Below are 22,600 nucleotides of genomic sequence, written 5' to 3' on the forward strand. Positions count from 1 at the left end.
AAGAGTTTTTTGTAACACTTGCCCCGGCCCGCCCTCTAACCCATTTATCACGCATGGAAAAAACCCTGCTTTCTTTCGGCCACGGATACGTGGCCCAAACCCTGGCGCCGCTGTTGCTGACGCGGGGCTGGACTATCTATGGAACCACGAGAAACCCCAATAAAGTCAAAGATCTACAAGATCAGGGGGTGCGGCCATTGTTATGGGGACAAGACGACATTGCCGCCATCATCGCGGGTGCGACTCACATCATGTCCTCGGTCGCGCCCGCCGAGGGGAAAGACCCTGTCCTGGCCGAGTTCAGGCAGGACATCGCGCAAGCCGCGCCACGTCTGCACTGGGCTGGCTACCTTTCCACTACCGGGGTCTACGGCGATCACCAGGGCGGCTGGGTGGATGAAACCACGCCGCTGGCCCCCGGCACCGCGCGGGGCAAGGCGCGGGTTGCCGCCGAACGCGGCTGGGCCGACATCCCCGGCCTGCCGCTGCATGTCTTTCGCCTGCCCGGTATCTACGGTCCCGGTCGCAGCGCCTTTGACAGGCTGCGCGCGGGCAATGCCCGGCGCATCATCAAGCCCGGCCAGGTCTTTTCGCGCATCCATGTCGACGACATCGCGCAAGTTCTGGCCGCGTCCATGGCGGCGCCCGACCCCGGCGCAATCTACAATGTCTGCGATGACGAACCCGCCCCGTCGCAAGACGTGATCGCCCACGCCGCCGAATTGCTGGACCTGCCGCTGCCTCCGGCGGTCGATTTCGATACCGCGAACCTTTCACCCATGGCACGCAGCTTTTATTCCGAATCCAAGCGCATGCGAAACGACCGCATCAAGACCAAGCTGGGCATCACCCTGCACCACCCCACCTACCGCGAGGGGCTGGCCGCCATCCTGGCGTCGGACCGCGCGTGATGACCGCCCCCGGCCCCGACAGCCTGCGCGCCTTGCTCGAGGCGCTGCGCCCCGACGAGGGCGACGAGCATATTTCGCTCCGCCAGATCATCGGCCATGTCGGAGACCGGTCCTTTTCCGGGCTGGTCCTGCTGATCGGGCTTATTCTGGTTTCGCCCCTGTCAGCCATTCCCGGCGCGCCGACGATGGGCATGTTGATCATCGTCACGACCACCAGCCAATACCTCTTGGGGCGCGACCACCTTTGGCTTCCGGCAATGCTGCTGGATCGTTCTTTGGACCGCGACAGGGTGGAACGCGCCATCGACTTTCTGCACAAGCCGCTTGGCTGGGTCGATCGCCGCACCCGCCGCCGCCTGCCCTTCCTGACGCACAGACCGTTGAAATGGCTGGTGGTGCTGACGATCATGGCCACTGCCCTGCCCTGGCCGCTGCTCGAACCGCTACCGATGGTGACCAGCATCGGCGCCACGGCCATATCTCTGCTGTCCATCGGTCTCGTCACGCGCGACGGGTTGTTCGTGGTGCTGGGCTATGCCTTCCTGGGGGCGCTTGGGGTGACGCTGTTCCAGGTTTGGGGGGCGATCTGGTAGGCGCGGCGCCTGGAATTACGCCCGCTTCCCCATCACCTCGACGCCCAGAACCTGCAGAACCTTTGCCTCGATATCCTCGGCGCTCAGACCCGCCGAGGCATACATGTCAGCGGGGCTGGCATGGTCGATGAAGGTATCGGGCAGCACCATCGAGCGGAATTTCAACCCGGTGTCGAAAACGCCCTCGTCGCCCAGCAATTGCGCCACGTGGCTACCAAACCCGCCCACGGCGCCCTCTTCGATGGTAATCAGCGCCTCGTGATCGCGGGCCAACCGCATGATAAGTTCCCGGTCCAACGGCTTGGCAAAGCGGGCATCGGCCACCGTCGGCGACACGCCGCGCGCGCCAAGGGCCTCGCAGGCTTTCATCACCTCGCCCAGCCGCGTGCCGAAAGACAGGATCGCCACGCGCGACCCCTCGCAGATCATGCGGCCGCGCCCGATTTCCAGGGGTTCACCGCGTTCGGGCATCGTCACGCCCGACCCTTCGCCACGCGGATAGCGAAAGGCAATGGGCCCTTCGTCATGGGCCGCAGCGGTGGCAATCATATGCGTCAGCTCGGCCTCGTCGGCGGCGGCCATCACGACGAAACCGGGCAGGTTCGACAGGTAGGCAATATCGAACGACCCGGCATGGGTGGCGCCATCGGCCCCCACCAGCCCCGCACGGTCGATCGCGAACCGCACCGGCAGGCGCTGGATCGCCACGTCATGCACCACCTGGTCATACCCGCGTTGCAGGAACGTCGAATACATCGCGCAGAACGGGCGCATCCCTCCCGCCGCCAGCGCGGCGGAAAAGGTGACGCCATGCTGCTCGGCAATGCCAACGTCGAAGACGCGGCTGGGGTAGCGCTCGGCCATCAGGTCCAGCCCCGTGCCACCGGGCATGGCCGCCGTCACTGCGCAAATCCGCGGGTCTTCGGCCGCAAGCGCCGTCAACGTGCGGCCGAACACGCTGGTATAGCTGGGCGCGTTGCTGGGCGCCTTTTTCTGCTTGCCGGTGGCCAGGTCGAACTTGGCGGTCGCGTGGCCACCATCCCTGGCGTTTTCGGCCGGGGCGTATCCCTTGCCCTTTTTCGTCAGAACATGGATCAGCATCGGCCCGGTCGCCCGCGCCTTGACCGTGCGCAAAACCGGCAACAACTGGTCGAAATCATGCCCGTCGATCGGCCCGACATAGGAAAACCCCAACGCCTCGAACAGGGTGCCGCCCACGGCAATACCCTTGAGCATGTCCTTGGCCCGCTTGGCTCCTTCGCGGAACGGTTCGGGCAACAGGCTGACCGCGCCCTTGGCGGCGGATTTGAATTCCTGGAACGGCTCCCCGGCGTAAAGCCGGCTCAGGTAAGACGACAGCGCCCCAACGGGCGGCGCGATGCTCATTTCATTGTCGTTCAGGATGACGAACAAACGCTTGTTCAGGTGGCCCGCGTTGTTCATCGCCTCGAACGCCATGCCCGCGCTCATCGAGCCGTCGCCGATCACCGCGATCGCATCGCCCAGGCCCGTCTCGATGCTGCCGCCCAGGTCACGCGCCACGGCAAAGCCCAGCGCCGCGCTGATCGAGGTGCTGGAATGTGCCGCGCCGAACGGATCATAGGGCGATTCCGAGCGTTTGGTGAACCCGCTCAACCCGCCCTTTTGCCGGATGGTGCGAATGCGGTCGCGCCGCCCGGTGATGATCTTGTGCGGGTACGATTGGTGCGAAACGTCCCAGATCAGCTTGTCGCGTGGCGTGTCGAAAATCGCGTGCAGCGCCACGGTCAACTCGACAACGCCCAGCCCGGCGCCCAGATGACCGCCGGTTTCGCTGACGGCGGCGATGGTTTCGGCCCGCAACTCATCGGCCACCTGGCGCAATTGCCGATCCGACAAGCGTTTGAGGTCGGCTGGCGCGCCGATCGTATCGAGAAGCGGTGTGGCGGGCGTGTCTGTCATCTCGGCTCCCCTCCCGGGGGGTTGGCTCAGCTGTCGCGGGCAATAACGAAGCGCGCGGCATGCCGCAAGCTGTCTGCCGCGTCTGCGTAAACAGCTAGCGCATCGCAAGCTTCCGTCACCAGGTCGGCCGCACGGCGTTTGGCCGCGTCCAGCCCCAGCAGCGAAACAAAGGTGGCCTTGCCGGCGGCGGCATCCTTGCCCACCGCCTTGCCGGTCTTTTCGGGATCGCCCGTCACGTCCAGCACGTCATCGGCGATCTGAAAGGCCAGCCCGATGCAATCGCCATAGGTTTTCAACGGCTTCTGGTCGGCGCGCGCCATCAACGGCCCGGCGCAGGCCGACCAAGTTATCAGGGCGCCGGTCTTGCCGGCCTGCAGGTCGGTGATCTGCTCAAGCGTCAGCGGGGTGGGCGCGGTTTCGGCGGCGATGTCCAGCGCTTGGCCCCGCACCATGCCGCCCGCACCGGCAGCGCGCGCCAGGCTCAACCCCAGGTCGGCGCGCACCGCGCCATCCGGGTGGCCGCGCGGGTCGGCGACCAGTTCAAAGGCCAGCGTCTGCAACGCATCCCCCGCCAGAACGGCGGTTGCCTCGTCCCACCGGCGATGCACTGTGGGCATGCCCCGGCGCTCGTCGTCATCGTCCATGCAGGGCAAATCGTCATGCACCAGGCTGTAGGCATGCAGCGCCTCGATCGCGGTGGCGGGCCAGACCGCATGATCGGGCGCGATCCCGTGCAGGCGCGCGCCCTCCATCACGAACAGCGCGCGCAGGCGCTTGCCGCCCCGGCTGGCATACCCCATCGCCTCGGCCACGGTGCCATCATACTGGCCAATCGCCACGTCGAGATGCGCCTGCACCTGCGCGGCCACGTCGCTGCGCACCCGGTCCAGCACCCTTTACATCCCTTCGACGGGCGTGGTGCCGGTGGGGTTGCCCTCACCGTCAAGGGTGATGGCGGCCACCTTTTCCTCGGCCTCTTTCAGCTTGGCTTCGCAGCGCTTCTTCAACTCGGCCCCGCGTTCGTACAGGGTGATCGACTGTTCCAGCGGCACGTCGCCGCGCTCCAACTGGCCCACCACCTCTTCCAAGGCGCGCATCGCCTCTTCGAAACTCATCTCTTCCAAGGGTTTTTCGGTCATGCGCCCTTCTCCTTCAATACCTTGACATGCGCGGCCGCGCTTTCCGCCAGCGCCTCCAGGTCATAGCCGCCTTCCAGCGCCGACACCACACGCGCCCCGCAATGTTTCGCGGCCAGATCGCACAGCTTTTCGGTCAGCCACACGTAATCCGCGACCTCCCAGTTCAGGTTGGCCAGCGGGTCGGCGCGATGGGCGTCGAACCCGGCCGAGATCATCAGCAGCTCGGGCCTGTAGGTGTCGATGCGCGGGAACACCTGTTCCTCGTAAACCGCGCGCATCTCGGCCCCGCCCGTCATCGGCGCCAGGGGCAGGTTCACGACCTGGTCATGCGCCCCCTTTTCATCGGGCGCGCCGGTGCCCGGCCAAAGCGGGCTCTGGTGCGACGAGAAAAACAGCGCCCGCCCCTCGTCCCACAGCAGATCCTGCGTTCCGTTGCCATGATGCACGTCGAAATCGACGATCGCCACGCGCGTCAGCCCGTGCACCTCCATCGCGTGTTTCGCGGCCAGCGCGACGTTGCCGAACAGGCAAAAGCCCATATGCGTCTCGCGCTCGGCATGATGGCCGGGCGGGCGCGTGGCGACAAAGGCATTCGTCACCTCGCCCGCCATCACGGCATCCACCGCCGCCACGGCCCCGCCCAGCGCGCGCCGCGCTGCCGCCACCGAACCGGGCGACATATGCGTGTCGTCATCCAGTTGCACCGTGCCTGCGGCGGGCTCGGACGCCACGATCTTGTCAAGGTAGCTTTGCGGATGGCCACGCAGGATCGTCGCGTCCTGGGCCAGCGGCGCCTCGCGCCGGTCCAGCCCGCCCATCCCCGCCAGCGCGGCGCGCACATGCTCCAGCCGCGCCACCTGTTCCGGGTGGCCCGGCGGCGTCACGTGGCCCAGGCAATCGTCATGCCAATAAAGCGCGGTTCCCATACTCCCCCCTATAGTCGTCTTGCCAAGTAAATTCCCGCCAAAAGCGCTCGACCGTGACATGCAACCCCGTCGCGACAAGGATCAATCCGGCGCCAGCATGTAACCCGCCCCGCGCACCGTCTGCAAATAGCGCGGCTGTTTCGGGTCTTGCTCCAGCTTGCGGCGCAGCCGTGTTATCTGCACATCGACCGCGCGTTCCTGCGCATGGCCACCACCCGCGGCCCCACCCCGGCCCAGGTCCTCGACCAGCTTGGCCCGGCTGATCGGCGCACCGGGCTGCGCGGCGAAAATCCGCATCAGCTGGCTTTCGGTGGCGGTCAGGCGCACCGGCTCGTGGCCGCGCCACAGCTCGCCCCGCTCGATATCATAACGGACAGCGCCCAGGTGCAGCACCTTGGGAATGGTTGCATCCGTTTCCGGCTCGGGCACGCGGCGCAGGATCGCGTTGATGCGCAGCAGCAATTCGCGCGGCTCGAACGGTTTGGCCAGGTAATCGTCAGCGCCCGCTTCCAGCCCGGCGATGCGGTCTGTGGTTTCGCCCTTGGCGGTCAGCAGCAGAATGGGCGTGGCCGAGGTTTCGCGGATCGCGCGGGTCAGGCTGACGCCATCCTCGCCCGGCATCATCACGTCCATCACGATCATGTCGAAATCGAGCCCCGCCAGCAGGCGCCTTGCATGGGCCGCGTCACGCGCCGCGGACACGAAAAACCCGTGCTTGACCAGGAACTTCGCCAGCAGGCTGCGGATCCGTTCGTCATCATCGACGATCAGCAGATGGGCCTCTATGTCGTTCATGCGCCACTCTCCTTCAGTGCCTGGTACCGGCGGCGCATATCGGGGTCCATCATCGCTTCCAGCACTTGGCGAAACCCGGCCACCGCCTGCGGCCCGGCCACGCGATAGGCCGCACGCATCCGCGCCCGTTGCGCATCCGACAAACGCTGCTCCAGCGCCTTTCCGGCATCGGTCAGGTAAAGGTGGCGCTCGCGCTTGTCGGTGCGGCCCACCCTGCTTTCGACCAGACCATCCTCGATCAGGGTGCGCAACACACGGTTCAGCGATTGCTTTGTAACACCCAGAATGGCCAACAGGTTGGTTACCGTGGTGCCCGGTGCGCGGTTGATGAAATGGATCGCGCGGTGATGCGCCCGACCATAGGCCATGTCGGCCAGGATACGGTCAGGATCGGCGGTGAACCCGCGATAGGCAAAGAACATCGCCTCGATCCCCTGTCGCAACTGCTCATCAGTCAGGAAAAGCAGGTTTTCTCCGGTGGACGGGTCCGACATATGCCCCCCTTTGGCTTTCGCCTTATGCCTGTCTTCTGTGCAGTTTATGTCAGCCTTGTTGACTTTCCAAGACGCATTTGGTAGCGAATCGCAGTTTTTGCGTAACTTTATGACCGTATCGGACGTATTGGGCGCAACATGTGCAAAGATCAAGCCGAGGAGAGCGCAAATGGCAGGCTATGACGATCGGGATGGCAAGATCTGGCTGGACGGCCAGTTGGTGGACTGGCGCAAGGCGAACGTACATGTGCTTACCCACGCGCTGCATTATGCCAGCTCCGTATTCGAGGGCGAACGCTGCTACGGCGGCAAGATTTTCAAAAGCCGCGAACACTCCGAACGCCTGCTGCAATCGGGCCGCCTGATCGACTTTGAGATTCCCTATAGCGTGGATGAAATCGAAGCCGCGAAAGACGCGACGCTCAAGGCTAACGGACTGACAGACGCCTATGTGCGCGCCTTCGCCTGGCGCGGCGCGGGCGAAGACATGGGCGTCGCGTCTGCCCGCAACCCGGTGCGCATGGCCGTGGCCGTCTGGTCATGGGGCAATTACTATGGCGACGCCAAGATGAAGGGCGCCAAGCTGGATATCGCCAAGTGGCGCCGCCCCGACCCGGCCACCGCGCCCAGCCAGGCCAAGGCGGCTGGCCTCTACATGATCGCCACGATGTCGAAGCACACGGCCGAGGCCAAGGGCTGCTCGGACGCGATGATGATGGATTACCGCGGCTACGTGGCCGAGGCGACGGGCGCCAACATCTTCTTCGTCAAGGATGGCAAGGTGCATACCCCCACGCCCGACGCGTTCCTGAATGGCATCACCCGCCAGACAGTGATCGAGATGCTGACCCGAAAGGGCATCGAGGTGGTCGAGCGCCACATCATGCCCGAAGAGCTGGAAGGGTTCGAACAGTGCTGGCTGACCGGCACCGCGGCCGAGGTCACCCCGGTCGGGCAAATCGGCGACTACAATTTCGAGGTCGGCACCCTGACCCGCGAAATCGCCGAAGAGTACGAGAAACTGGTGCGCAGCTAAGCCGGTTTGCGGCGTGACCTGGCCCGCCCTCGCAAGCAATTGCGGGGGCGTTTGCGTTCAAAAGGTATACCGCGCAAGTGTATCGTAAGGCGGGGTTAACCCCGTCCTGCCGCGTCGTGCGCTCCGCCACGCGTCGTGTGCCACTCCAATGCCTCTTCAAGGCGGTCATCGCCCCAGAACATTTCGGTCCCGGCCGCCACGAAACTCGGCGCGCCAAATATACCGCGTGCCCGGGCCTCATCCGTTGCAGCCCCAAGCGCAGCATGTATCGCCGGCTCATCGGCCCGCGCCTGCACCCGTGCAACATCCTGCCCCAGGCCGGGCAGGATGGCCGCCAGCGACTCGGGCGTTCCGGCGGGAACGCGGTCCTGGAACCATGAACGGTAACTTTCGCGCACGAAAGGCACGCACCAGCCCTCTTGCCGGGCCAGCGTGGCAATGCGGTTCACCTCTTCGAATTGCGGCAGCGGATAGGTCGCCGGAACCTTGACCGGCAAGCCGTGGGCCGCGGCGCGGCGCTCGATATCGCGCCACATATAGGCAGCTTTGGCGGGCTTCGTGGCGAAGGGCACATTGTCCATCTCGACCATGATCTCGCGCACGTTGAAGGGGCGCCAATCCACCGAACCCCCCCGCGCCTCGGCCAGTTCCGATAATCGCATCACGGACAGGTAGCTGTATGTACTGCCAACCGAGAACCAGAACTCCATCGCTTTCATGCTCCCTCTTCCTGCAAGTGCGGGCAACATAGCACGAAACCGCGCAAGGGCGCTTGAAGACTGCCCAGTTTGCTGCATCATCCGGTCAATCAGAAAAGGAAGAAACGAATGGCCAAAACGCTGCTGCAACTTTCCGGTGCCGATCTGAAACCCACACCCCTGTCACAGGGCGTACTGGTGCTGATCGACATCCAGAACGAATATTTCGACGGCCCCCTGCGGCTTGACGGAGTCGAAGACGCCGAACGGGTCGCCGCCGGGTTGCTGGCCCGCGCCCGCAAGGCGGGCACGCCCGTCATCCATATCCGTCACAAGGGCAAAGCGGGCGGCGCGTTCGACCCTGACGCCCCGCGTGGCGCGATCCATGACAGCGTGGCACCCGAACCGGGCGAAACGATCATCGACAAGGGTTTGCCCAATTCCTATGCCGGCACCACGCTGGCAAAAGCCTTGGCCGCCCATCCCGACCGGCAGCCCATACTGGCCGGATTCCAGACACATATGTGCCTGTCGGCCACCGCACGCTCTGCGGTCGATCACGGCGCGATGCCCACTGTGGTGATGGATGCCGCCGCGACCCGTGCCCTGCCCGATCCGACGGCCGGAACCGAGCTGAGCGCCGCCGAAATTCACCGCGCTGCCCTGGCCGCGCTCGCCGATCGGTTCGCCGTGGTTGCCCGTGCCGGTGACATCCCGGATTGAGCGCCTAGAACGCCGCGCGGTTTCCTGGTGAAACCGCGCGCGTTCTGGATATTTTCAAGAGGTATAAATATACGCGAGCGTCAGAAATCGACGCCGCGTTGCGCCTTGATGCCCGCAGCATAGGGGTGTTTCACCTCATCGATCACTGACACGAGATCGGCATAATCGCAAATCTCGACCGGCGCATCCCGCCCCGTCAGGATGGCGCCCGTGCGCGCGTCACGGGCCTCCAACGCGTCGATCACGGCCTGCGGTGTGATCTGCTCATAGCGCAGCGAGATATTGATTTCATCCATGATAACAAGATCATAGTCGCCGCTTGCCAGCATCTCGGCGGCTTTGGCCAGGGCTGCCTCGGCGGCGCGGCGGTCACGTCCGCGGTCTTGCGTGTCCCAGGTGAACCCTTCCCCCATCATGTACCAGTCGACACCGCCCAATCGCTCAAAGAATTGCCGCTCGCCGGTGATCCAGGTGCCCTTGACGAACTGCACCACGCCAACACGCTGTTTCCAGCCCAGAGCCCGGATCGCCACGCCAAAGGCAGATGATGATTTTCCCTTTCCATTTCCGGTATTTACCAGAACCAGACCCTTGTCTGGGTCGCGCAATTCCTGCTGCTTTTCGCGGTGCGCCGCCTGCACCTTTTTCATGCGCGACTGGTAGCTTTCGCTCTCGCTCATTGTCACTCGCCTTGGGTTTTCATCACGCGTTGAAGGCGCGCCATGCCGCCGATCCAGCGGTCATAGTCATTTGCCTTCACCTGCATGTATTGTGCAACCTCCTTGTGCGGCAATACGAGAAATCGTTTGTTTTCAATCGCCTCTATACATTCCTGCGCCACCTGCGCGGGGGGCAGAACACCATCCAGAACGGCCGGGTTGTTCTTGGCATCGCGCACCATCTCGGTATCGACCCCTTGCGGACACAGGACACTGACCCCAATGCCATCATCCCGATGGCCAAAGGCCAGAGCCTCGGCAAAACCGACGGCGGCGTGTTTCGTCACGCCATAAACCGCACTTCCCACCTGGTTCAGCAAACCAGCGGCCGAAGCGGTGTGCAGAAAATACCCTCCGCCCCGCGATTTCATCTTTGGAATCAGATACCTGGCTGCGTGCACATGGGCCATGACGTTGACGGCCCATGCCTGGTCCCACACCTGCGCATCGGCAAAGGCGATGTTGTCGAACGTGCTGTCCTTGCCCGTAAGGATACCGGCGTTCGAACACATCAAACCCACCGGCCCGTGGGTGGCTTCGACGTGGTCGATCATCGCTTCGATCTGGTCCTGGCGCGACACGTCGCATGTCAGGCATTCATCCGCGCCATCCGTGTCATGGGGGTGCAGATCGGCGCTGATCACCTTGGCCGCACCCGCATCCTTGAGCGCGCGCACCAAGGCCGCGCCGATGCCCTGCGCGCCCCCCGTGACAATGGCCGTGGTTCCCTCGATGCGCATCAGCCTGGACTTATACCGCGCAACCGCTCTGAACGGCGCCGCAACAATTCGACCGTCGTCAACAACATGATCGACAAGGCCACAAGGATGGTCGCAACAGCAAGGATGGTCGGCGATATCTGCTCGCGCAGACCGATAAACATTTGCCAGGGAAGGGTTTTTTGTCCTGCCGACCCGACGAAAAGAACCACGACCACCTCATCGAACGAGGTGATGAAAGCAAACAGCCCCCCCGAAATGACGCCGGGCAAGATCAGGGGCATCTGCACCCGAAAGAAGGTGGTCACCGGGTTGGCCCCCATGTTGGCCGCCGCGCGGGTAAGCGAACGATCAAATCCCACGAGCGTGGCGGTGACAGTGATGATGACGAAAGGAATACCCAGCGCCGCGTGGCCCAGAACAACGCCAAGATAGGTGCCTTGCAAACCGACCCGCGAATAAAAGAAATACATCCCCGCGGCGGAAATGATCAGCGGAACGATCATCGGCGAAATCAGGATTGCCATGATCGCACGCCGAAATGGCACATGCGATTGTGACAGCCCGATTGCCGCCAGCGTTCCAAGGCCGACCGAAATCAGCGTCGCCGCCGGGGCGATCATGAGCGAGTTGCGCATCGCCTGTTGCCAGTCGGAATTATTAAAGAAATCCCGGTAGTGCTTCAGCGAATACGCCTCGGAGTCCAGCGCCAGCATACCCGGCGTATAGGTAAAGAAATTCTCGGCGTTGAAGCTGAGTGGAATGATCACGAGGATCGGCGCAATCAGGAAGAACAGGACAAGGCCCACGATCGTCCGAAAAGTGTAGTGCCAGATCCGTTGACCCAGGGTCGTGTAAGGAGGAAGAGCAGCCATGTTCGTTACCCCAGCTTCACGTTGTCGATGCCCACGATACGATCGTAGGTCCAATAAAGTATCAGCACGACCACCAGCAAGATCGAACCCAGCGCAGCGGCCAGACCCCAGTTGAGCGAGGTGGAAATGTGATAGGCGATCCGGTTCGAGATGAACACGCCAGTGGTGCCCCCCACCAGTTCGGGTGTGATGTAATAGCCGATGGCAACGATGAACACGAGGATCGACCCGGCCCCGATTCCCGGCACGGATTGCGGGAAATAGACCCGCCAGAAGGCTGTCCAGTTCGTTGCGCCAAGAGATTTGGCCGCACGGACATATGATGGCGGAATCGTCTGCATCACCGAATAAAGCGGCAAGATCATGAACGGCAGCAAGATGTGCGTCATAGCGATGATCGTGCCGGTGGCGTTGTTGATCATCACCAATCTCCCGTCATCGGCGATCAATCCGATCCAGACCAGAAGGTCGTTGATTACACCCTCTTGCTGCAACAACACCTTCCAGGCTGACGTGCGCACAAGAAGCGATGTCCAGAAGGGCAACAGGACAAAGATCATCAACAGGTTCGATATCCGCATCGGCAGATTGGCCATGAGAAAGGCCACCGGGTAGCCCAGCAAGATGGTCGCGAGGGTAATCGTGAGCGACATCAAAAGCGTGCGCTGGAACAACATCCCATAGAGACGTTCCGATTCCTGCTTAACCTCGATCCCGTCGGCCGAGTACTTCATGTCGGCGGCATTCAGGAAATAACCCGGCGTAAACGGCGGGGCATAGGTCTTGATGGTGGCCCATATATCAGGATCTTCCCAATCTTCGTCGACTTCGACCATCGCGGCCCGGTAATCTACAGGTGCAACGGGTTCGAGCGCGGTGGAAAGTTGCGCCAGCTCGGTGCCAAGCGGGCCATCATATTCGTTCAGCGCACCGGCGCGCAGCTCTTCGGCAAGCGCCACGAAAAGCAATTCCCAAGGCTTTTCCGTTGCGGGATCATCGCCGCTGGCGGTGCTCACACGTGCAAAATCTTTCCAGGCATCGTTGTAGCCGGGCAAGGCCGGATGAGCAGCGTCACCCAGAACCGCCCAAGGGCCGGCACCTTTCCAGTCGGGCAGCGCGTCGGAAATGGCATCGACATACCGCTCACCCACATCGTCCACGGCCCGGCCGGACTTGCGAAATAGTGAAGAAATCCCGGTGGTTTCATAATTCAGGCGTGAGCCAAGCCGGGTATGGGTCTTTTCTTCGGCGGCGACGAAGATGTCGCGGTAAATCGCCTCGAACGCATCGTTGGGCGGCAAGGGCGTTTCCTCGGGCTCCCACTCATTAATGGCAACAACAGTGCGCGGCAGGGTTTCCGAGACGATCTGGTTTTCGACCGAACGGAACAGCATGTCCGCGATCGGCGCGATGAAGGTCACGAGAATAAAGATCAAGAGCGGCGCAATCAGCATCAGCGCGCGCGTCTTTTGGCGTCGCAGGGCCCGGTTGAGCGATTTCTTGAGCGGCGTTCCGTCAGCGGCAAGCATCGGGCCGTTGGACGGTGTCGGCGCAGCGGCGCTGCTGGTCAGGCTCTGATCTGACATCATATTCCCTGTTTTCTGTCGCCCTCTTGACGGGGCCGGTGCGGAGAGGCCCCCGATAAGGGGCCCCTCTGGTCTTTCAACTCAAAAACTCAGCGCGCCAGCCAAGCCTGGAACTTCGAGTCAAGATCGTCGCGGTAGTCAGCCCACCATTCGTAGTTCTGCACGAAGGAGTTGACCGCGTTTTCCGGGTTGGTCGGCATATGCGGCCCCATTGCGATTCCCAGTTCGGCATGATCGCTGACAAGCGGGGCCGACGATTTGCGGGCCGGGCCGTACGAGATGTATTTCGCCTGATCGGCCAGACGCTGCGTGTCAGTCGCAAAGTAGAGGAAATCCAACACCCGTGCGAGGCGATCTTCTTCGAGGCCAGCGGGTATGATCCAGCCGTCCAGGTCGTAGGACTGGCTGTCCCACATCATGCTCACGGGCTGGTCCTGTTCGACGATCAAGCTGAACAGGCGGCCGTTGTAGGTCGAACCAAATACGATCTCGCCATCGGCAAGAAGCTGGGGCGTATCTGCACCTGCCGTCCACCAGATGGTCTGGTCCTTGATCTCGTCCAGCTTGGCAAGAGCGCGATCCTGGCCTTCCGACGTTTCGAGCGTGTCATAGACCTCATCGCGCGGCACGCCGTCGCAGATCAGGGCCCATTCCATGTTGTTGTGCGGACGGCGCTCAAGGCTACGCTTGCCCGGGAAGGTTTCCAGGTCAAACACGTCGCAGATCTCGGTGGGTTCGTTGCCGTTCCACTCGGCCACGTCGTTGCGATAGCCGAACGTGTAGGAATAGGCGATCTGCGGAATGAAGCAGTCGCTGACGATCATGTCGCCAAAATCTTCGCTGGCCGGTGTCCCATCGGGTGCCGGGGCGAGGATTTCGTCATGGTCGACTTCCATTGCAAGGCCTTCGTCGCACAGGCGCATGGCGTCGGCGGCGGTCACATCGACCAGATCCCAGGTCAGGTTGCCCGCTTCGTCCTGGGCGCGCAGCTTGGCCACGGCCTCGGCCGAGCTTTCATCCCAGACCACGGAAACATCGGGGTTCATCTCCTGGTAGGGCTCTACATATGCCTTGAGCTGGCTGTTCTGATAAGCCCCGCCCCAGGATACGATCGTCATGTCATTGGCCATCTGTGCGGATGCGACACCACCGAACATGGTCAGCACCGAAGTGGCAAGTAACGTGGTTTTAAGCTTCATTGAAGAGCTCCCTGTTTTTGGTCCGGACATTTGCTTTGTGGGTCGCGGCGCCGGCCTCGCTTGCGATCCCAAGGCCACGCGCGACGGTCATGCCGCGCGCGACTAATACGGCTTCACGCATCAAGCGCGCGGCAATCAGAAGGTAGCCAGCCGATTTCGATCTTTTCGCCCGGCTTCAGGCGCAACTGATCGGGGGCGTTACGGGTCTTGATTATGAAATCATCATTGCCCGCAACCCGCAGCCGCGTGCGGAAAATGTCACCCATGTAGATGAACTCCAGCACCTCGGCCTTGAGCGTGTGCGCCCCTTCCTGGAGGCGCTCCTTGTTCATTTCGACCCGTTCGGGGCGGATCGACATGCGCGTGCGCTCTCCGACCTTCGAGACGTTCACCGGCTTGGCGTCGATGATCTCGCCGTTATCCAGGCGAATTTCGCACAGGTCGCCCCTGATCTCGGTTACCACGCCCTCGAGCGTGTTATTCTCACCGATGAACTGCGCGACAAAGCTGTTTTGCGGCTCTTCGTAAAGCTTGTCGGGCGAGGCAAGCTGCTGGATCATACCATCATCGAATACCGCGACACGGTCTGACATCGTCAGCGCCTCGGTCTGATCATGGGTCACGTAGACTGTGGTGATACCCAGCTCGTGCGCCAGGTGCGTAATCTCGAATTGCAGCGTCTCACGCAGCTGTTTGTCCAGCGCGCCCAGCGGTTCGTCCATCAGCACCAGTTCGGGTTCGAACACCAGCGCACGGGCCAATGCAACGCGCTGCTGCTGGCCACCCGAAAGCTGTGCAGGGCGGCGGCCGCCGAAATCCCCCATCTGCACCCGTTCCAGCGCGCCCTTGATCTTTTCCTCGCGCTCGGACTTGCCGATGCCGCGCACTTCGAGCGGGAAAGACAGGTTTTCCGCCACGGTCATATGCGGAAACAGCGCGTAATTCTGGAACACCATGCCGATGCCGCGCTTGTGCGGCGGGATGTTGTTGATCGGGCGGCCACCCAGCAGGATCTCACCGTGGGTGGCGGTTTCGAAACCGGCCAACATCATCAGACAGGTCGTCTTGCCCGAGCCCGACGGCCCCAACATTGTCAGGAACTCGCCGCGTGGCATGGAAAGGTTCAGATCTTTGACGACGAGCGTTTCGCCGTCATAGCTCTTTTGCACGCGGTCAAAGACCACGAACGCATCTTCACGATTTGTGTCAGCCAAAGTGGCTCCCCGTTTTTTTGAGCACGGCTTATGCCGCTTGTTTTCTTTCCCCAATTTAAGCGCCACTTTTCGTTTGTTGCAACAGTGCTTGCAATTTTATTGGCCATTTATGTGGCATTTGCCCATTTCATCGTCACAACACTTGGAAATGCCCCCCAAAGTGGTGCAAAGCGTCTGTGCATGGTCGTTTTCCATCCAGAATCCGAACATCGCTTTTGGCACAACCGCACCTGTTACCATCACCAGTAAGAGGACGTCATGACGGACAAGGATATCCCGTTCAGCCGGTCGGAATATGCCCGGCGCATCGCGAAAACCCGCAAGGCAATGGAAAAAGCGGGGGTCGATATCCTTTTCGTCACCGACCCGTCCAACATGGCGTGGCTGACCGCCTATGACGGATGGTCGTTCTACGTGCACCAGGGCGTCATCCTTCTGCCCGAGGGTGACCCGATCTGGTGGGGCCGCGGGATGGATGGCAACGGCGCGCGCCGCACCGTGTGGATGAGCGATGACTGCATCCGCCCCTATCCCGATAACTACGTGCAATCGACCGAACGCCACGCCATGCAGCACTTGGGCCAATTGCTTGCCGAACTTGGTGGCGAGCAGGCGCGAATCGGCGTCGAGATGGAAAATTATTACTATTCAGCCAAGGCGCATATGACGCTTGAGGCAACGCTGCCGCGCGCCACCCTGGTCGATGCCACGGGGCTGGTGAACTGGCAGCGTGCGATAAAATCGGATGAAGAGATCGGGTTCATGCGCCGTGCCGCGCGTATCGCCGAGATCATGATTGACGGCGCCATTGCTCGCGCCCGCCCGGGCCTGCGTAAGAACGAACTGGTTGCCGCCATCTATAATGATGCGCTGACCGGGGTGGGCGACGACTGGGGCGATTACCCGGCCATCGTGCCCATGTGCCCCTCGGGTGCGGATGCCAGCGCGCCGCATATCACCTGGAATGGCGACCAGATGCAGCACGAACAGTGCACCTTTTTCGAACTGGCAGGTGTTTACCGCCGGTATCACACGCCCTTCTGTCGCACCGTCTGGCTGGGAACGCCGCCCGACGCGGCGCGCCACGCCGAAGAGGCGCTGATCGAAGGATTGGAAGCCGGGCTGGACGCCGCGCGCGCCGGCAACCGCGCCTGCGACATCGCCGAGGCATTGGGCGCCGCACTTACCAAGGCAGGAATCGAACGGGGTGCGCGCTGCGGCTATCCCATTGGCCTGAGCTATCCGCCGGATTGGGGGGAGCGCACGATTTCCCTGCGTTCCGAGGACGAAACCGTGCTGGAGCCGGGCATGACATTCCATTTCATGCCGGGGCTGTGGATGAAGAATTGGGGGATCGAGATCACCGAATCGATCCTGATCACCGAGGATGGGCCGGCCGAAACTTTCTGCAATCGCCCCCGGCAGCTTTTCGTCAAGGAATAAGGGCGGGTTGAAGCAGCCCCGAAACAAGGGGCTGCACCATAACTGGCCAGGCGGCGGCGCAGCATTTAACGCAAACACGCCTTTTTCAAAGGGGCAAGTGTCAGCTTGCGGCCACCCACAACCCTTGTTCTTTTACCTGGGCCATTGCCTCGTCCAGCGATTTCCATGCGCGCTCGATCAGCATGTCGGCCTCGTCGGGCTGCATCACCAAGGGCGGGCTTATGATCATGCGGTCGCCAACGTGGCGCATCACCAGGTTGTTGGCAAAGCACCGTTCCCGCGTGATGTAGCCGACAGTGCCCGGATCGGCAGCAAATCTCGCGCGGCTGTCCTTATGCGGGGTCAACGCGATTGACCCCATCATGCCCACGATCTTGGCTTCGCCCACCATCGGGTGCTCGGTCAGGGCCTCCCACTTGGCGCCCAGGTGGGGACCGATCACATCGCGCACGTGCTCGACGATGTTTTCCTCTTCCATGATGGTCAGGTTTTCCAGCGCCACGGCTGCAGCGACCGGATGCGCCGAATAGGTGTAGCCGTGGTTGAACTCGCATTTGCCGATCACCTCGGCGACTGCGTCAGACACGATCGAACCGCCAATAGGCTGGTAGCCCGACGAAAGCCCCTTGGCGATGGTCATGATATCGGGTTGCCAGCCCACGGTTTGCGAACCGAACCAGTTGCCGGTCCGCCCGAAACCGCAGATCACCTCATCTGCGATAAGAAGGATACCGTATTCATCGCAGATCCGACGAATTTCCGGCCAATAGCTGTCTGGCGGAACAATAACCCCCCCGGCACCCTGAACAGGTTCAGCAATGAAAGCCGCGACCTTGTCGGGGCCGATCTGCTGGATCGCTTTCTCAAGTTGCCGCGCGCGTTCCAGACCGAATTCCTCGGGCGAGGTGCTGCCGCCTTCGGCCCACCAGTTGGGCTGGTCGATATGGTGGATACCGGGAATGGGCAGGCCACCTTGCGCATGCATCGGCGCCATGCCACCCAGGCTGCCGCTGCCCATCGACGACCCGTGATAGGCGTTCTTGCGGCTGATGATGACCGACCGCTCGGGTTGCCCCAGCTCTGCCCAGTAGGTGCGGACCATGCGAATGTTGGTGTCATTCGCCTCGGACCCGGACCCGGCGAAGAAGACGTGGTTCAAATCGCCCGGCGCCAGTTCGGCAAGTTTCTGAGCCAGCGCGATAGCGGGCACATGCGTCGTCATGAAGAAAGTATTGTAGTATGGCAGCTCGCGCATCTGGCGCGCCGCCACATCGGCCATCCGGTCACGACCGTAGCCCACGTTCACACACCACAGCCCGGCCATGGCATCGAGGATCTTGTTACCCTCGCTGTCGTGAATCCAAACCCCTTCGGCCCGAGTGATGACGCGCGCGCCGCGCCCGGCCAGCTCATCCTGGGTGGTGAACGGGTGCATGTGGTGGGCAGCGTCCAGCGCCTGCAATTCGGCGGTGGGCATGTGATTGGTAATCTGTGTCATTGCGGCCTCGAACTGACGGGAAGGAGCTTTGTTCATACGTTCAGGTCAGAATATGATCAAATTCACCACTGTCAATCGAATCAGGTAACGGGGCCTCGCTCCAGCATGGCGCGGATCTGCTCCATGCCTTGCAACATGTCCTCGCGCATGGCGCGTGCCGCGCCTTCGGCGTCGCCGGTGCGGATACAATCCATCAGCGCGCGGTGTTTATCCGGCTGGTTCTGGGTGCCGACACGGCCGATCATCACCCGCAACGAGGGACCGAACCGCAGCCACAACCTTTCGGCCATCTCCGACAGGATGGGGGCATCGGCGATCTGGTAGATCTTTTGGTGGAACAGGTAATTCTGCCGCAAATAGGCGTGCAACTCGCCCCTTTCGATGGCGCGGTCCAGCGCGCTGTCGATCCGGGCCAGGTCTTGCAGGTCATCGGCCGTGGCCCGTTCGGCCGCGCGCAGTGCCAGACGCGCTTCCAGCCATTGACGGGCAAAGATGATCTCGGCCACCCGGGCGGGCGTCAGATACGGCACGCAAACGCGGCGATTTCCCTGGAATTCCAGCGCGCCTTCGGAAATCAGGCGGCGGATCGCCTCGCGCACGGGCGTCATCCCGGCATCCAGACGGGTACACAGCCCCTGGATCGTCACGGCCTCGCCCGGCGCGATTTCACCGAAAAGGATCAACTCGCGCAGTTCTCCATAGATCAACTGGTGTGCGGGCATACGCGCGCCACCGCCGGGCTGCTCGCCTGTTTTCTGGGCCATATCATTCATCTTTTCGGGAAAACCCCCGGCTGTTTTGCACGCTCCCTTGCGAGTTTAGCGGCGTCGTGGAAAAGTTTCTACATTGTCCGGTGCGACAAGATATGATCAAATTCAGGTCAACGGGCGACAGACCCGTGACCGATGGGAGAAAACACATGATGAAACGCCTGGCTACCATGACCGCCGCCTGCGCGCTGACCGCCGTTGCCGCAACCGCCGAAGAGGTGCGCGTTTACAACTGGTCCGACTATATAGACGAATCGCTGCTGGAAAAATTCGAACAGGAAACCGGGATTGACCTGGTTTACGACGTATTCGACAGCAACGAGGTGCTGGAAACCAAGATGCTGGCCGGTGGGTCGGGCTATGACGTGGTCGTGCCTACGGGCACCTTCCTGCAACGGCAGATTTCGGCCGGCGCGTTCCAGAAGCTGGACAAGTCGAAACTGCCGAACCTTGAAAACATGTGGGATGTGATCGCAGACCGGACCTCGAAATACGACCCCGGCAATGAATACTCGATCAACTACATGTGGGGCACCACCGGCCTGGGCGTGAACGAGCCCAAGGTGCGCGAGATTCTGGGCGAGGATGCGCCGGTCACCAGCTGGGACTTGATCTTCAAGCCCGAGAACGCGGAAAAGCTGGCGGAATGCGGCATCCACATGCTCGACGCCCCGGCCGAGATGATTCCGGCTGCGCTGAACTACATGGGTGAAGACCCCGACAGCCATGACCCAGACGTGATCGCCCGCGCCGAAGAGGTGCTGATGCCAATCCGTCCCCATATCCAGAAATTCCACAGCAGCGAATACATCAACGCGCTGGCCAATGGCGAAATCTGCCTGGCCGTGGGCTGGTCGGGTGACGTGCTGCAAGCCCGCGACCGCGCGGCCGAGGCCGATAACGGCGTCGAAATCAGTTACTACGCGCCCGACGAAGGTGCCCAGATGTGGTTTGACCAGATGGCCATCCCGGTCGATGCGCCGAACCCCGAGGGCGCGCATGTTTTCCTGAACTTCATCATGGATGCGCAGAACATGGCCACCGCGTCGAACTATGTCTATTACGCCAATGGCAACGAGGCATCTCAGGAATTCCTCGCAGAGGACGTGATCGGCGATCCTGCGATCTACCCCACCCCCGCGGCGATGGACAACACCTTTACCACCACGCCCTACCCCGTCCGGGTGCAGCGGGTGGTCACGCGTCTGTGGACCAAGATCAAGTCCGGCACCTGAGCCTGTGCCATTCCAGCCCGCGCAGGACAGCCTGCGCGGGCCCCTTTTTTCGTGACAGGTAGCGGCATGGCACCAACAGTCTTTTCCCCGTGGGATGACCCCGAAGAAAAACCGCTGATCCAGTTCACGGGTGTGACCAAGCGGTTCGGCGAATTTACCGCCATCGACAATCTCAGCCAGGATATCTACGCGCGTGAATTCTTTGCCCTGCTGGGCCCGTCGGGCTGCGGCAAGACGACAATGATGCGTATGCTGGCAGGGTTCGAAACGCCCAGCGAAGGGCAGATCCTGATCGGTGGGCAGGACATGGCGGGCATTCCGCCGAACAAGCGCCCGGTCAACATGATGTTCCAGTCATACGCGCTGTTTCCGCACCTGTCGGTGTGGGAAAACATCGCTTTTGGACTGAAACGGGAAGGCACGGCAAAAGACCAGATCGAGGTGCGCGTATCGGAAATGCTGCGCCTGACCCGGCTGGACAGGTTTGCGAAACGCAAACCGCACCAGATTTCGGGCGGTCAGCGGCAGCGCGTGGCGCTGGCGCGCAGCCTCGCCAAGGCGCCCAAGCTCTTGTTGCTGGATGAACCGCTGGGGGCGCTGGATGCCAAGCTGCGCGAAGAAACGCAGTTCGAGCTGATGGATATCCAGGAAAAAACCGGCACGACCTTCGTTATCGTCACGCATGACCAGGAAGAAGCGATGACCGTGGCAAGCCGCGTCGCCGTGATGGACGAGGGTCGCATCATGCAGGTGGCCACGCCCGCCGTCATCTACGAACAGCCCAGCTCGGTCTACGTGGCCGATTTCATCGGTGACGTGAACATCATCGAAGGCGCGGCCAACCCCGGGGACGATGGCTATGACATCACCTGGGCCGAGGGGCAGCCAAAGCTGCATGTGAAAACCGAAAAATCCTTTGCGCCGGGGCAGAAATGCTTTCTGGCCATGCGCCCGGAAAAGGTCGTGATCTCTGCGGAAGAGCCCGCTGACGCCCCCAACCGGGTGCAAGGCCAGATCATCGACATTGCCTATCTGGGCAACCTGTCCACCTATCATGTGCAACTGGCCGATGGCACGATGATGAAGGCGCAGATCGCCAACACCCGTCGCCTGTCACGCCGCAGCCTGACATGGGAAGATCGGGTCTGGCTAAGCTGGACGGACACCGCCCCCGTTCTCTTGGAGGGCTGACCCATGCGGCGCTGGCTTTTGATCGGCATCCCCTACCTGTGGCTTTTGGCGCTGTTCCTGGTGCCTTTCCTGATCGTCTTGAAAATCAGCCTCAGCGACGTGGCCCTGGCGCGACCGCCCTATCTGCCTCAGCTCGACCTTTCCGCCGGGTGGGAGGGCATAAAGACGTTCTTTGCAGGGCTGGATTTCGATAATTTCGTCTTTCTGACCACCGATGACCTGTATTGGCGCGCCTATATTTCCTCGGTCCAGATCGCGGGATTGGCGACATTGTTCACTCTCTTGGTGGGCTACCCCATCGCCTATGGCATGGCCATGGCCCCCGACCACTGGCGGCCCACCCTGATGCTGCTGGTGATCTTGCCGTTCTGGACCAGCTTTCTGATCCGGGTCTATTCGTGGATGGGAATACTTTCATCCGAGGGGCTGTTGAACCAGTTCCTGCTTTGGATCGGGCTGATAGATCAGCCGCTTACCATCCTGAACACGAATGTCGCGGTCTATATCGGCATTGTCTACACCTACCTGCCGTTCATGATCCTGCCGATCTATGCCACGCTTGAAAAGATGGATGGCGCGCTGCTTGAGGCTGCCGAAGACCTGGGGTGCTCGCGCCTGACGGCCTTCTGGCTGATCACGATCCCGCTGTCGAAACAGGGCATCATCGCGGGATGTTTCTTGGTGTTCATCCCCACCATCGGCGAATTCGTCATTCCATCGCTCTTGGGCGGATCCGGCACGCTGATGATCGGCAAGATCCTGTGGGAGGAGTTCTTCAACAACCGCGACTGGCCCGTGGCCAGTGCCGTGGCGGTGGTGCTGCTTCTGATCCTGATCGTGCCGATCATCCTGTTCCAGCGCAACGAACAGAAACAGCGCGAGCGGGAGGGATAGA

22 protein-coding genes and 1 pseudogene are annotated in these 22,600 nt (G+C 61.9%); 8 read left to right on the forward strand and 15 right to left on the reverse strand.

What is annotated here, in order from left to right; genetic code table 11:
• Positions 1–53: 53 nt before the first annotated feature.
• Positions 54–911, forward strand: coding sequence for an SDR family oxidoreductase (locus tag M8744_RS11850; RefSeq protein ID WP_251416642.1), 858 nt, complete (start codon positions 54–56; stop codon positions 909–911).
• Positions 911–1,504, forward strand: a complete 594-nt coding sequence (locus M8744_RS11855) for an exopolysaccharide biosynthesis protein (RefSeq protein WP_251416645.1) — start codon at positions 911–913, stop codon at positions 1,502–1,504. Before M8744_RS11850 ends, M8744_RS11855 begins: the two co-directional genes overlap by 1 nt.
• Before the next feature lie 15 nt (positions 1,505–1,519).
• Here the strand turns inward: M8744_RS11855 and dxs are convergent, their stop codons facing one another.
• From dxs to M8744_RS11885, 6 genes are all read right to left on the reverse strand, one after another.
• The gene (gene dxs, locus M8744_RS11860) at positions 1,520–3,445 is read right to left on the reverse strand and encodes a 1-deoxy-D-xylulose-5-phosphate synthase (RefSeq protein ID WP_251416662.1); all 1,926 of its coding nucleotides are present in this window, start codon (positions 3,443–3,445) and stop codon (positions 1,520–1,522) included.
• 26 nt (positions 3,446–3,471) lie between these two features.
• The gene (locus tag M8744_RS11865; protein WP_434481366.1) at positions 3,472–4,338 is read right to left on the reverse strand and encodes a polyprenyl synthetase family protein; all 867 of its coding nucleotides are present in this window, start codon (positions 4,336–4,338) and stop codon (positions 3,472–3,474) included.
• A 3-nt stretch (positions 4,339–4,341) separates the two neighbouring features.
• Positions 4,342–4,584, reverse strand: coding sequence for an exodeoxyribonuclease VII small subunit (locus M8744_RS11870; RefSeq protein ID WP_251416678.1), 243 nt, complete (start codon positions 4,582–4,584; stop codon positions 4,342–4,344).
• On the reverse strand, positions 4,581–5,510 hold the full coding sequence (locus tag M8744_RS11875) for a histone deacetylase family protein (protein WP_251416681.1): 930 nt from the start codon (positions 5,508–5,510) through the stop codon (positions 4,581–4,583). Before M8744_RS11875 ends, M8744_RS11870 begins: the two co-directional genes overlap by 4 nt.
• A gap of 81 nt (positions 5,511–5,591) precedes the next feature.
• The gene (locus M8744_RS11880) at positions 5,592–6,305 is read right to left on the reverse strand and encodes a response regulator (protein ID WP_251416696.1); all 714 of its coding nucleotides are present in this window, start codon (positions 6,303–6,305) and stop codon (positions 5,592–5,594) included.
• Positions 6,302–6,799 carry a MarR family winged helix-turn-helix transcriptional regulator gene (locus M8744_RS11885; RefSeq protein ID WP_251416715.1) on the reverse strand — a complete coding sequence of 166 codons (498 nt, stop codon included), beginning with the start codon at positions 6,797–6,799 and terminating at the stop codon, positions 6,302–6,304. Before M8744_RS11885 ends, M8744_RS11880 begins: the two co-directional genes overlap by 4 nt.
• A 169-nt stretch (positions 6,800–6,968) precedes the next feature.
• On the opposite strand from M8744_RS11885, the gene M8744_RS11890 reads away from it, so the two are divergent.
• Positions 6,969–7,835 (forward strand): branched-chain amino acid aminotransferase, encoded by an 867-nt coding sequence (locus M8744_RS11890; protein WP_251416729.1) that lies wholly within the window; start codon positions 6,969–6,971, stop codon positions 7,833–7,835.
• 95 nt (positions 7,836–7,930) lie between these two features.
• Here the strand turns inward: M8744_RS11890 and M8744_RS11895 are convergent, their stop codons facing one another.
• Positions 7,931–8,554 carry a 2-hydroxychromene-2-carboxylate isomerase gene (locus tag M8744_RS11895; RefSeq protein WP_251416731.1) on the reverse strand — a complete coding sequence of 208 codons (624 nt, stop codon included), beginning with the start codon at positions 8,552–8,554 and terminating at the stop codon, positions 7,931–7,933.
• A 108-nt stretch (positions 8,555–8,662) separates the two neighbouring features.
• On the opposite strand from M8744_RS11895, the gene M8744_RS11900 reads away from it, so the two are divergent.
• The gene (locus tag M8744_RS11900) at positions 8,663–9,256 is read left to right on the forward strand and encodes a cysteine hydrolase family protein (RefSeq protein ID WP_251416734.1); all 594 of its coding nucleotides are present in this window, start codon (positions 8,663–8,665) and stop codon (positions 9,254–9,256) included.
• Between the two features lie 80 nt (positions 9,257–9,336).
• On the opposite strand, the gene cobO is transcribed toward M8744_RS11900, so the two are convergent.
• The 6 genes and pseudogenes from cobO to M8744_RS11930 form a co-directional block, all read right to left on the reverse strand.
• Complete coding sequence (cobO, locus tag M8744_RS11905; protein WP_251416751.1) at positions 9,337–9,936, reverse strand: cob(I)yrinic acid a,c-diamide adenosyltransferase; 600 nt, start codon at positions 9,934–9,936, stop codon at positions 9,337–9,339.
• 2 nt (positions 9,937–9,938) lie between these two features.
• Positions 9,939–10,715 (reverse strand): SDR family NAD(P)-dependent oxidoreductase, encoded by a 777-nt coding sequence (locus tag M8744_RS11910; RefSeq protein ID WP_251416759.1) that lies wholly within the window; start codon positions 10,713–10,715, stop codon positions 9,939–9,941.
• Positions 10,715–11,560 (reverse strand): annotated as a pseudogene (locus tag M8744_RS11915) (ABC transporter permease); the annotation flags it as partial. The pseudogene M8744_RS11915 and the gene M8744_RS11910, both read right to left, overlap by 1 nt.
• A 14-nt stretch (positions 11,561–11,574) precedes the next feature.
• A complete protein-coding gene (locus M8744_RS11920) occupies positions 11,575–13,155 on the reverse strand; it encodes an ABC transporter permease (protein WP_251416772.1) in 1,581 nt (526 codons plus the stop codon).
• Positions 13,156–13,244: 89 nt separating this feature from the next.
• Positions 13,245–14,354 carry an extracellular solute-binding protein gene (locus M8744_RS11925; protein ID WP_251416777.1) on the reverse strand — a complete coding sequence of 370 codons (1,110 nt, stop codon included), beginning with the start codon at positions 14,352–14,354 and terminating at the stop codon, positions 13,245–13,247.
• 113 nt (positions 14,355–14,467) lie between these two features.
• The gene (locus M8744_RS11930) at positions 14,468–15,568 is read right to left on the reverse strand and encodes an ABC transporter ATP-binding protein (protein WP_251416784.1); all 1,101 of its coding nucleotides are present in this window, start codon (positions 15,566–15,568) and stop codon (positions 14,468–14,470) included.
• A gap of 258 nt (positions 15,569–15,826) precedes the next feature.
• Here M8744_RS11930 and M8744_RS11935 point away from each other — a divergent pair, with 258 nt between their 5' ends.
• Positions 15,827–17,011 (forward strand): M24 family metallopeptidase, encoded by a 1,185-nt coding sequence (locus tag M8744_RS11935; RefSeq protein ID WP_251416805.1) that lies wholly within the window; start codon positions 15,827–15,829, stop codon positions 17,009–17,011.
• A gap of 100 nt (positions 17,012–17,111) precedes the next feature.
• On the opposite strand, the gene M8744_RS11940 is transcribed toward M8744_RS11935, so the two are convergent.
• Together M8744_RS11940 and M8744_RS11945 are read right to left on the reverse strand one after the other, a co-directional pair.
• Positions 17,112–18,509, reverse strand: coding sequence for an aspartate aminotransferase family protein (locus tag M8744_RS11940; RefSeq protein WP_251416811.1), 1,398 nt, complete (start codon positions 18,507–18,509; stop codon positions 17,112–17,114).
• A gap of 80 nt (positions 18,510–18,589) precedes the next feature.
• Positions 18,590–19,282 carry a GntR family transcriptional regulator gene (locus tag M8744_RS11945; protein WP_252409439.1) on the reverse strand — a complete coding sequence of 231 codons (693 nt, stop codon included), beginning with the start codon at positions 19,280–19,282 and terminating at the stop codon, positions 18,590–18,592.
• Positions 19,283–19,428: 146 nt separating this feature from the next.
• On the opposite strand from M8744_RS11945, the gene M8744_RS11950 reads away from it, so the two are divergent.
• From M8744_RS11950 to M8744_RS11960, 3 genes are all read left to right on the forward strand, one after another.
• Entirely contained in the window at positions 19,429–20,514 is a 1,086-nt protein-coding gene (locus M8744_RS11950; protein WP_251416824.1) for a polyamine ABC transporter substrate-binding protein, read from the forward strand.
• 66 nt (positions 20,515–20,580) lie between these two features.
• Positions 20,581–21,705 carry an ABC transporter ATP-binding protein gene (locus M8744_RS11955; RefSeq protein WP_251416830.1) on the forward strand — a complete coding sequence of 375 codons (1,125 nt, stop codon included), beginning with the start codon at positions 20,581–20,583 and terminating at the stop codon, positions 21,703–21,705.
• A gap of 3 nt (positions 21,706–21,708) precedes the next feature.
• Positions 21,709–22,599 (forward strand): ABC transporter permease subunit, encoded by an 891-nt coding sequence (locus M8744_RS11960; RefSeq protein WP_251416843.1) that lies wholly within the window; start codon positions 21,709–21,711, stop codon positions 22,597–22,599.
• Position 22,600 lies beyond the last annotated feature (1 nt).

This window comes from Lutimaribacter degradans (genome assembly GCF_023703375.1).
In the GTDB taxonomy this organism is placed as follows: Bacteria; Pseudomonadota; Alphaproteobacteria; order Rhodobacterales; family Rhodobacteraceae; genus Lutimaribacter; species Lutimaribacter degradans.

Coding starts and splice junctions, on each gene's coding strand:
- M8744_RS11850 (WP_251416642.1), top strand. CDS start 54: ATGGAAAAAACCCTGCTTTCTTTCGGCCACGGATACGTGGCCCAAACC.
- M8744_RS11855 (WP_251416645.1), top strand. CDS start 911: ATGACCGCCCCCGGCCCCGACAGCCTGCGCGCCTTGCTCGAGGCGCTG.
- dxs (WP_251416662.1), bottom strand. CDS start 3,445: ATGACAGACACGCCCGCCACACCGCTTCTCGATACGATCGGCGCGCCA.
- M8744_RS11870 (WP_251416678.1), bottom strand. CDS start 4,584: ATGACCGAAAAACCCTTGGAAGAGATGAGTTTCGAAGAGGCGATGCGC.
- M8744_RS11875 (WP_251416681.1), bottom strand. CDS start 5,510: ATGGGAACCGCGCTTTATTGGCATGACGATTGCCTGGGCCACGTGACG.
- M8744_RS11880 (WP_251416696.1), bottom strand. CDS start 6,305: ATGAACGACATAGAGGCCCATCTGCTGATCGTCGATGATGACGAACGG.
- M8744_RS11885 (WP_251416715.1), bottom strand. CDS start 6,799: ATGTCGGACCCGTCCACCGGAGAAAACCTGCTTTTCCTGACTGATGAG.
- M8744_RS11890 (WP_251416729.1), top strand. CDS start 6,969: ATGGCAGGCTATGACGATCGGGATGGCAAGATCTGGCTGGACGGCCAG.
- M8744_RS11895 (WP_251416731.1), bottom strand. CDS start 8,554: ATGAAAGCGATGGAGTTCTGGTTCTCGGTTGGCAGTACATACAGCTAC.
- M8744_RS11900 (WP_251416734.1), top strand. CDS start 8,663: ATGGCCAAAACGCTGCTGCAACTTTCCGGTGCCGATCTGAAACCCACA.
- cobO (WP_251416751.1), bottom strand. CDS start 9,936: ATGAGCGAGAGCGAAAGCTACCAGTCGCGCATGAAAAAGGTGCAGGCG.
- M8744_RS11910 (WP_251416759.1), bottom strand. CDS start 10,715: ATGCGCATCGAGGGAACCACGGCCATTGTCACGGGGGGCGCGCAGGGC.
- M8744_RS11920 (WP_251416772.1), bottom strand. CDS start 13,155: ATGTCAGATCAGAGCCTGACCAGCAGCGCCGCTGCGCCGACACCGTCC.
- M8744_RS11925 (WP_251416777.1), bottom strand. CDS start 14,354: ATGAAGCTTAAAACCACGTTACTTGCCACTTCGGTGCTGACCATGTTC.
- M8744_RS11935 (WP_251416805.1), top strand. CDS start 15,827: ATGACGGACAAGGATATCCCGTTCAGCCGGTCGGAATATGCCCGGCGC.
- M8744_RS11940 (WP_251416811.1), bottom strand. CDS start 18,509: ATGACACAGATTACCAATCACATGCCCACCGCCGAATTGCAGGCGCTG.
- M8744_RS11945 (WP_252409439.1), bottom strand. CDS start 19,282: ATGAATGATATGGCCCAGAAAACAGGCGAGCAGCCCGGCGGTGGCGCG.
- M8744_RS11950 (WP_251416824.1), top strand. CDS start 19,429: ATGATGAAACGCCTGGCTACCATGACCGCCGCCTGCGCGCTGACCGCC.
- M8744_RS11955 (WP_251416830.1), top strand. CDS start 20,581: ATGGCACCAACAGTCTTTTCCCCGTGGGATGACCCCGAAGAAAAACCG.
- M8744_RS11960 (WP_251416843.1), top strand. CDS start 21,709: ATGCGGCGCTGGCTTTTGATCGGCATCCCCTACCTGTGGCTTTTGGCG.